This window comes from Corallococcus sp. CA053C (genome assembly GCF_003611675.1).
GTDB lineage: Bacteria > Myxococcota > Myxococcia > Myxococcales > Myxococcaceae > Corallococcus.
In genome coordinates, this window is the sequence record NZ_RAWA01000068.1 from 23,291 (window position 1) to 30,919 (window position 7,629).

Consider the following 7,629-nt stretch of genomic DNA (forward strand, 5'->3'; position numbering starts at 1 on the left):
AAGGGCCGTGCCCCGCGGTCTTTCAGTGCATCACCCGCTCGCGGTCCACCAGGAGCAGCGGCGCGTCGTCCATGGTCTCGTAGGCCACGATGCGCAGCCCCACGCCGCGGCTGTTGCCCTGCTGCCCGTCCTTGCGCCCGAAGGCCAGCGCCACCTGGTAGCGGACCTCGCACAGGCACGTCATCTCCGTGCCGTCCTCCCCCGCGAACGTCACCTTCAGCTTCTCCCCCAGGCCCAGCGAGTCGCGCACCTCGATGAACATGCCCCGCGCGCTGATGTTGCGGCCAATGCCCCGCATCATCCCGTCCTGGGTCGACAGGTACACCGTGAAGATCTTGTCGAATCGGAGGTGGGTGCGGCGTTCCTGCGGCTGGGTGATCATGACGGGGGGTGCCTCCGAAACAGGGGGTGACAGGGGCAAACTACACGGTAGCCAGATGTAGGCAACTTCTCCACCTACATCTACCCCGCCCCACGTGGCCTCACCCATGGGAAAGCCCTGCCCCCGGCGCGGCCGGAGTGGCACCATCCGCGGAGCCTCATCCCCCTATTTTCAGGAGTTTCCCTTCGTGAACCGCATCCTGGCCGCTGCCTTTGCCCTCCTTGTGCCCACGCTCGCCCTGGCCGACGTGGACGCGCGCTTCGCGAAGCTGCGCGACGACTCCGAGGCCCTGGGCAGCCTGGGGGCCTTCCTGGAGAAGTACGTGGGCGAGTGTGACGGGGCCTTCGTGGATCCGCAGTGCAAGGCCCAGGCGGAGGCCTTCCGCAAGAAGTACACGGGCAAGAAGCTGTACATGATCATCACCGAGGACGACGCGACCATGCTGTCCGCGGGCGACTTCAACCCCGGCACCAGCGAGTACACCATCAACATCACGCCCTTCTTCGCGGGCGGGAAGTACGCCGTCACGCACGGCGCGCCGAAGAAGACGGACGCGCAGGGCAACCCGGTGATGAACAACCTGGTGGTGAGCGGCACGGCGCCGGACATGTGGAACGGCGGCACCTTCGCGCGCGTGTTCACCACGCGGGGCGTGCGCGTGCAGGTCGTCTTCACGCCGCAGAGCGTGTGGACGCTGCCCAAGAAGGGCGGCGGGAAGATCTACGGCGTCAACAGCCGCGTCGAAGGCGTGCTCGTCACCGAGGGCCGCAGCGGCGGGCAGATGGGCCTGTGGCTCAACGGCAAGGACGCCAACCAGAAGTAGGCCTGGGCGTCCGTCAGCGGGCGATGGCGATGTACTGGAGCGCGTCGCCCCGCTGCACGCGCAGCAGGATGCTGGCCCCCGCGCTGCCCCGCTCCAGGGCGGCCTTCACCCCGGCGGCGTCCTTCACCCGGCGGCGGTTCACCTCGGTGACGACGTCGCCAGCGCGCAGGCCGGACTGCTCCGCCGGGCTGCGCGGAATGACGCCGGACACCAGCGCGCCCAGGAACGCCTCGTAGCCCAGGGGCGCGGCCACCTCCGGCGTCAGATCCCGCAGCACCAGCCCCAGATCATTCGTGGTGCTGCCGGCGCGGTGGGCGAGGCCCTCGGTGGCCTCCTGCGCGGGCCGCGCCACGAGCCGCACCGTCACCTCCTGCGTCCCACCCTCGCGCAGGAGCGTCAGCTTCGCCTCGGTGCCCGGCGCCAGCAGCGCCACCTTGCGCAGCAGCTGCAGGTAGCTGCCAATGGGCCGGCCATTCACGGCGATGAGCCGGTCCCCGGGACGGATGCGCGCGGCGGCCGCGGGGCTGCCCCGGTAGACGTCCTTCACCACGGGCGCGGTGGTGGACGAGTCCTCGCCGTCCTCGTTGATGACGACGCCCAGCCACCCGCGCTCCAGCTTCCCGTTCTCCCGCAGGTTGGGCAGCAGGTCCTTCACCAGGTTGATGGGCACCGCGAAGCCGATACCCTGGCCCTCGCTGATGATGGCGGTGTTCACGCCAATCACCTCGCCCTTCATGTTGAAGAGCGGGCCGCCGGAGTTGCCGGGGTTGATCAGCGCGTCCGTCTGGATGAAGTCGTCGAACTGGCCCACGCCCAGCACGCGCTCCTTCGCCGAGATCATCCCGTGCGCCACCGAGTGGTCCAGGCCGAACGGGTTGCCAATGGCCACCACCCAGTCACCCACCTCCAGCTCGTCCGAGTCCCCCAGGTACACCGCCGGCAGGCTCCCCAGCCCTGCCCCGCTCAGCCGCAGGAGCGCCACGTCCGTGGACGCGTCGCGGCCCACCACCTCCGCGGGAAACTCACGGCCGTCCGCCAGCCGCACGGACACCTGCTGAAGGGGCACCTCGCGCGGGCCGCCCTCCCCCGCCGGAACGCTCGGGCGGGACGGGTTCACCAGCGGGCCCTGCGCGTTGGCCACCACGTGGTTGTTGGTGACCACCAACCCGTCGGGCGTCAGCACGAAGCCGGAGCCGGTGGAGCGCTTCACCACGCCCGGCAGCGCCCCCGGGCCCACCGTGGTGATGTTCACCACGCCCGCCTCCACCGCGCGGATCAGCGGCGCCAGCGACGTGGGGGGCACGAAGTTCGGGAGGCCCGCGCTGCCACCCTTGCGCTCACGCCACAGGGCGGAGGTGCCGGACAGGCCCTCGGTCGCGGCGGGCGTGGGAGGCGGAGCGGCGAAGAAGGCGATGTGCTCGCGCACCCGGGCCTGGAGCCAGGGCGGGAGCGGATCCTCGGAGGCCTCGGCCACCGGGGCGAGCGCCACCGCGAGAAGGACGCTGAGCAGTCGGACTTGCACGGGGCGGCAGCTTACACGGGGGGCCATGGCGTCAGGCCCCAACACGCTCCCGGGCTCCACCCTTCCCGGCGTCACCGGAGACCGCCAGGGGCCAGGAAGGGGGCGCGTGGGAAGCGTCAGGCCTGGGCGGGGGCCACGTACCGGGCCACCTTCACGCGGGCGGGGCGGATGATGCGGTCCTTGAGGCGGTAGCCCGCGCGGACCTCGGCGACGACCTTCTGGTCCTCGGCCTGGACGGGGGTGATCTCCATGTCCGCGGCCTCGGCCACGTTCGGATCATACGGGCGGCCCACCACTTCGATGCGCTCGATGCCGGTGGACTGGACCTTGGCGAGCAGGCTCTCGCGGATCATCCGCACGCCCTTGGCCAGCGGCGAGGCGTCCTGGTGACTGGCGGCCAGCGCCAGGTCCAGCTCGTCGATGGCCTCCAGGAGCGTGCCGGCCACGTTGCCGCGCTCCACGTCGATCATCCGCTCGCGCTCGCGCGTCAGCCGCTGCTTGAACTCCTCGCGGTCCTTGTTGAGGTCCTGGTAGGCCCGGGCCAGCTCGTTCACCCGGCGACGGGCCGCGTCCAGCTCCGCCTGGAGTCGGGCCACCTCGCCGTCCTGGGCGGCTTCAGGGCCGGACTCGTCCGGGAAGTCGGTCGAAGAGGCCGCCCCCGCCGCGTTGGCAGGGGGCTGCGTCTCCGGGGTCTCGTCGCTGCGGGGCTTGCCGTCCATTGTCGAACCTGCACCAGGGGGTTGAAAGACCGGACCTTAAGATGAGCGGCGCGAACGTAACCGCGAGGGCGGCCCTGTCAACGCGCCTAGTGGTTGGAAGGGGCCTGCGGTGGGGCCTCGGCCATGAAGCCGTGATCCACCTGCCCCGTCACCTCGTCGATGATCTCCACCTGGGCGGCCCTCAGCGAGTAGTAGAGGAGCCACCGCTCGGCGGCTGTCAGCGTCCCCGCGGGCAGCGCCTCCTCGATCTCCTGCACGGTGAGCCGGCCTTCCTTGAGGCCCTTGGCGAACAACGACTTCCGCGCGACGTAGCTCTTCCCAATGCGGTTCTCCACGGCGACGCCTCCTTAAGGCTCCAGGTCTCTCAAAGTAATTTCGCCCACCGGCCACCGCAGGCTGGCGGTGCATCCGGTGGGCGAAGGTCTGCCCGGAGGGCAGGCAAGCACTCAGGAGTCGAGCTTGCCCTGGGTGTGCTGCGTCGGCGGAACCACGGGCTCGGACTCGGTGCCACCCACGGGGTGCGCGGAGATGACCGTGCGCGCCTCCGGGTGCAAGAGCCCGCGCTGTGCCAGCACCTTGGGCCCCAGGATGGTGACCATCGCCTCCTCCTCGATGACCTCCGTCGCCAGGAGCCGGGCCGCCAGCGCCTCCACCTTGTCGCGGTTCGCGTTGAGGACCTCGCGGGCGCGGTCGAGCGCCTCGGAGACCATCTTGCGGACCTCGTCGTCGATCATCCGCGCCGTCTGTTCGGAGTAGCTGCGCGACTCCGGCAGGGCCGCGGACCGCAGGAAGCCCGGCCCCTGATCGCTGCTCAGCGCCACCGGACCCAGGCTGCTCATGCCGTAGTCGCGGACCATCATCTTGGCGATCTCCGTCGCCTGCTTGATGTCGTTGGACGCGCCCGTGGACACCTCGCCGATGAATATCTCCTCCGCGGCCCGGCCGCCCATCATCCCCGCCATCTTGTCGCGCAGCTCATCCAGCGACATGAGGTAGCGGTCCTCCAGCGGCAGCGACATGGTGTAGCCCAGCGCCGCCAGGCCTCGCGGGATGATGGACACCTTCGTCACCCGTTCGGCGTACGGCAGCATCCAGCCCACCACCGCGTGGCCCGCCTCGTGGTGCGCGACGATCTCCTTCTCGCGCTCGTTCATGCGGCGGTTCTTCTTCTCCAGGCCCGCCACCACACGCTCGATGGCCTCCTCGAAGTCCGCCCGCATCACCGCGTCGCGGTTCTTGCGCGCGGCGAGCAGCGCCGCCTCGTTCACCACGTTGGCCAGGTCCGCGCCGGCGAAGCCCGGCGTGCGGGAAGCAATCTGCTTCAGGTCCACGTCCGAGCCCAGCTTGACGCCCTTGGCGTGGATCTCCAGCACCATCTCGCGGCCGCGCTTGTCCGGACGGTCCACCAGCACCTGCCTGTCGAAGCGGCCCGGGCGCATCAGCGCGCTGTCCAGGATCTCCGGACGGTTCGTCGCCGCCAGGATGATGAGGCCCGCGCGGCTGTCGAAGCCGTCCATCTCCGCGAGCAGCTGGTTGAGCGTCTGCTCGCGCTCGTCATGGCCGCCGGCCACGCCCGAGTTGCGGCTCTTGCCGATGGCGTCCAATTCGTCGATGAAGATGATGCACGGCGCCTTGGCCGTGGCCTGGGCGAAGAGGTCGCGGACCCGGGCCGCGCCCACGCCCACGAACATCTCCACGAACTCCGAACCGGAGAGGTTGAAGAACGGCACCCCGGCCTCACCGGCGACCGCTCGCGCCAGCAGCGTCTTGCCCGTGCCCGGAGGGCCGACGAGCAGCACGCCCTTGGGGATGCGGCCACCCAGGCGACGGAACTTCTCCGGCGTCTTGAGGAACTCGACGATCTCGCGAAGCTCGTCCACGGCCTCGTCGACGCCGGCCACGTCCTTGAAGCCCACGCCGGTGTCGTTCTCCGCCTGCACCTTCGCGCGCGTCTTGCCGAAGCTCATGACGCTCTGCGGACCCTGGCCCATACCGCCGGACATCCGGCGCATCATGAAGCTCCAGAAAAGGATCAGCAGGCCCATGGGGATGAGCCAGATCCACAACACCTCGCTGAAGCTCGACTGCGGGACGGCCTCGAACTGGATGCCCTTCTGCTCCAGCAGGGGGACCAGGCCCTCGTCCCCTGGGACGCGGTAGGCCATCCACGGCAGGGCGCTCGGCTCGCTGCGCAGCGTGCCGCGCTCACCCGGAGGTGGCTGGGCATTGTCCTTGAGGAAACCCTTCACCCACTCGTTGGAGATCTGCACCCGGCTGAACTGGCCGTTCTCCACCGCGTCGCGAAGTTGGCTGTACGACACCCGGCGAACACCCGCGTCCTGAAACACGTTCCGGAACAGCAGGAACCCCAGCACGAGCAGGAGGATGTAGCCCAGTGGTGAGCCGAACTTGAACCCACCTTTCGTGGGTGTTGGCTTGTCATTCTTCTTTCCGCGCGGGCCCATCCCCGGCGGCAGATCCTGTGGCTTCATCGTCGGCACGCTCGCCCTCCCCCTCCCCCGTACACACAGACACCATGTCGTGTGACGGTTCCCTTAGCCGGCCAAAGATGGTCACCCCCGCCAAGCCGTCAACCGGCGGGCATGAAGGGATGACAACTGAGGTGAGCTGGAGTGTCAGGTCAGCGGCAATCCACGCGGACCAGGGGCTCCCCCGTGAACTCGCTGCCCAGCAGGTAGCCGCGCCCGTCCTGTAGAAAGGTAATGGCTTCGGCCTGGGCCTGGCTGGCGCCGGGCACTTCCACCACCTGGCCCTGGATCAGGTCCTCCAGGCGCTTCGCACCCGGACGGCGCACCTCCCAGACGCGCGTGTACGTGCGCACCAGCAGGCGCTCCCCGGACGGGTGCAGCGCGGCGCCGGTGGACAGCCGGTCCACGTCCTCCGGGACGCGCAGGGTGCCGATCTTCGTGGCCTTGCCCGAGCCACCCGGCTTGAGCCCCTCCACCGCGTAGAGGTCCCCCAGCGAGGTGCGCGTCTTCGTCAGCACCGCGATGCGGCCGGAGCGCCCGTCGATGATCAGCGACTCGGCGTCATGCGCGCCGTCCACGTAGGTGAAGGGCAGCGCCTCCACGGGGAGCGTGGCGTTCGCGAGGGTGGCGGGCTCCGCGAACCGGAAGAGGCGGACCTCCTTGCGGCGCTCGAAGTTGTCGCCGGTGTCCGCGAGGAAGATGCAGGTGGCCTGCTCCCCCGGCGCGCACGGCCCCACCGCCACGTCCTCGATGTCGCGCGGATCCGCGCCGGTGAGGGTCAGTGTGGCCTTCACCGCGCCCGTCTCGTCCAGGGCGAAGAGCTCGAAGGCGTTGTTGGAGTCGTTGTGTCCCCAGAAGATGCCCGGGTGGCGCTGGCTCGCGGCCAGGCCGGACAGCTCTGGCACCTGCCGGGGCACGGTGCCCGTCTTCTTGCCGTCCGCGTAGAGCAGGCATCCCTCCAGGCCCGTGGCGGGCACCTGGTGGAAACCGGCGTCCGGCGCGTTGGCGCCGGTGGGGGCGGGGCGGGAGCTGGAGCAGGCGGCGGACAGCAGGAGGGCCGCGACGGCGAGCAGGCGCGAGGTGGGCGCCACGGTCAGTGGTCCAGATCCAACAGCCGGGCCAGCGTCTTGGCGTCCGCGTCGGGGAAGCGGTACTGGCCCATCTCCTCCAGCGTCACCCACCGGTGATCATGCACGCGCAGGTGGTGGATCTCCGACCCGCCAGCGCCCAGCTGGCAGCGGAACACGCGGAAGTCGATGTCGTAGGTGGGGTACTCGTGGTGGGTGTGCATCACCTCCTCGAGCACCTCGATGCGTACGCCCATCTCCTCCTGGAGCTCGCGGGCCAGCGCCACCGCGTCGTTCTCCCCCTCCTCCACCCGACCGCCCGGGAACTCCCACAGCAGGGGCAGCGACGCGGTGGGGGGCCGTTGCGTGATGAGGTAGCGACCCATCTCGTTCTGGAGCATCGCGCCGACGACTCGCACGTGACGACGGGTCATTCACTTCTCCTCGGTAGGACGCACAGCGGGTGTTCCAAAAACCAGGGCTGGGGAGCGGCGGCCTAACACAGCGCCTGCCCGGCGCCAATGCCGCAAGGACCCTCTGAAGGGCAGCGTGCGCATGGACCGGACGCGGGGCCACCCCACCGGGTCCCATCCTCCCGGGCGACCCGGGGTCGGATCAGGGCGGGGC

8 protein-coding genes are annotated in these 7,629 nt (G+C 69.9%); 1 reads left to right on the forward strand and 7 read right to left on the reverse strand.

What is annotated here, in order from left to right; translation table 11 throughout:
- Positions 1 to 22: 22 nt before the first annotated feature.
- Positions 23 to 382, reverse strand: coding sequence for a PilZ domain-containing protein (locus D7V97_RS12290; protein ID WP_120610806.1), 360 nt, complete (start codon positions 380 to 382; stop codon positions 23 to 25).
- 187 nt (positions 383 to 569) lie between these two features.
- On the opposite strand from D7V97_RS12290, the gene D7V97_RS12295 reads away from it, so the two are divergent.
- On the forward strand, positions 570 to 1,205 hold the full coding sequence (locus D7V97_RS12295; protein ID WP_120610807.1) for a DUF6066 family protein: 636 nt from the start codon (positions 570 to 572) through the stop codon (positions 1,203 to 1,205).
- 13 nt (positions 1,206 to 1,218) lie between these two features.
- On the opposite strand, the gene D7V97_RS12300 is transcribed toward D7V97_RS12295, so the two are convergent.
- The 6 genes from D7V97_RS12300 to D7V97_RS12325 all read right to left on the reverse strand — a co-directional run bounded on the left by D7V97_RS12300 (position 1,219) and on the right by D7V97_RS12325 (position 7,436).
- Entirely contained in the window at positions 1,219 to 2,754 is a 1,536-nt protein-coding gene (locus D7V97_RS12300) for a trypsin-like peptidase domain-containing protein (protein WP_120610808.1), read from the reverse strand.
- An 89-nt stretch (positions 2,755 to 2,843) separates the two neighbouring features.
- A complete protein-coding gene (locus D7V97_RS12305; protein WP_120610809.1) occupies positions 2,844 to 3,446 on the reverse strand; it encodes a nucleotide exchange factor GrpE in 603 nt (200 codons plus the stop codon).
- A gap of 86 nt (positions 3,447 to 3,532) precedes the next feature.
- A complete protein-coding gene (locus D7V97_RS12310) occupies positions 3,533 to 3,781 on the reverse strand; it encodes an RNA polymerase sigma factor region1.1 domain-containing protein (RefSeq protein WP_120610810.1) in 249 nt (82 codons plus the stop codon).
- 111 nt (positions 3,782 to 3,892) lie between these two features.
- A complete protein-coding gene (ftsH, locus tag D7V97_RS12315) occupies positions 3,893 to 5,911 on the reverse strand; it encodes an ATP-dependent zinc metalloprotease FtsH (RefSeq protein WP_120610811.1) in 2,019 nt (672 codons plus the stop codon).
- Positions 5,912 to 6,087: 176 nt separating this feature from the next.
- Positions 6,088 to 7,026, reverse strand: a complete 939-nt coding sequence (locus D7V97_RS12320) for a hypothetical protein (protein WP_233582701.1) — start codon at positions 7,024 to 7,026, stop codon at positions 6,088 to 6,090.
- A 2-nt stretch (positions 7,027 to 7,028) separates the two neighbouring features.
- Positions 7,029 to 7,436, reverse strand: coding sequence for a (deoxy)nucleoside triphosphate pyrophosphohydrolase (locus D7V97_RS12325; protein ID WP_120610812.1), 408 nt, complete (start codon positions 7,434 to 7,436; stop codon positions 7,029 to 7,031).
- Positions 7,437 to 7,629 lie beyond the last annotated feature (193 nt).

Coding starts and splice junctions, on each gene's coding strand:
- D7V97_RS12290 (WP_120610806.1), bottom strand. CDS start 382: ATGATCACCCAGCCGCAGGAACGCCGCACCCACCTCCGATTCGACAAG.
- D7V97_RS12300 (WP_120610808.1), bottom strand. CDS start 2,754: ATGGCCCCCCGTGTAAGCTGCCGCCCCGTGCAAGTCCGACTGCTCAGC.
- D7V97_RS12305 (WP_120610809.1), bottom strand. CDS start 3,446: ATGGACGGCAAGCCCCGCAGCGACGAGACCCCGGAGACGCAGCCCCCT.
- ftsH (WP_120610811.1), bottom strand. CDS start 5,911: ATGGGCCCGCGCGGAAAGAAGAATGACAAGCCAACACCCACGAAAGGT.
- D7V97_RS12325 (WP_120610812.1), bottom strand. CDS start 7,436: ATGACCCGTCGTCACGTGCGAGTCGTCGGCGCGATGCTCCAGAACGAG.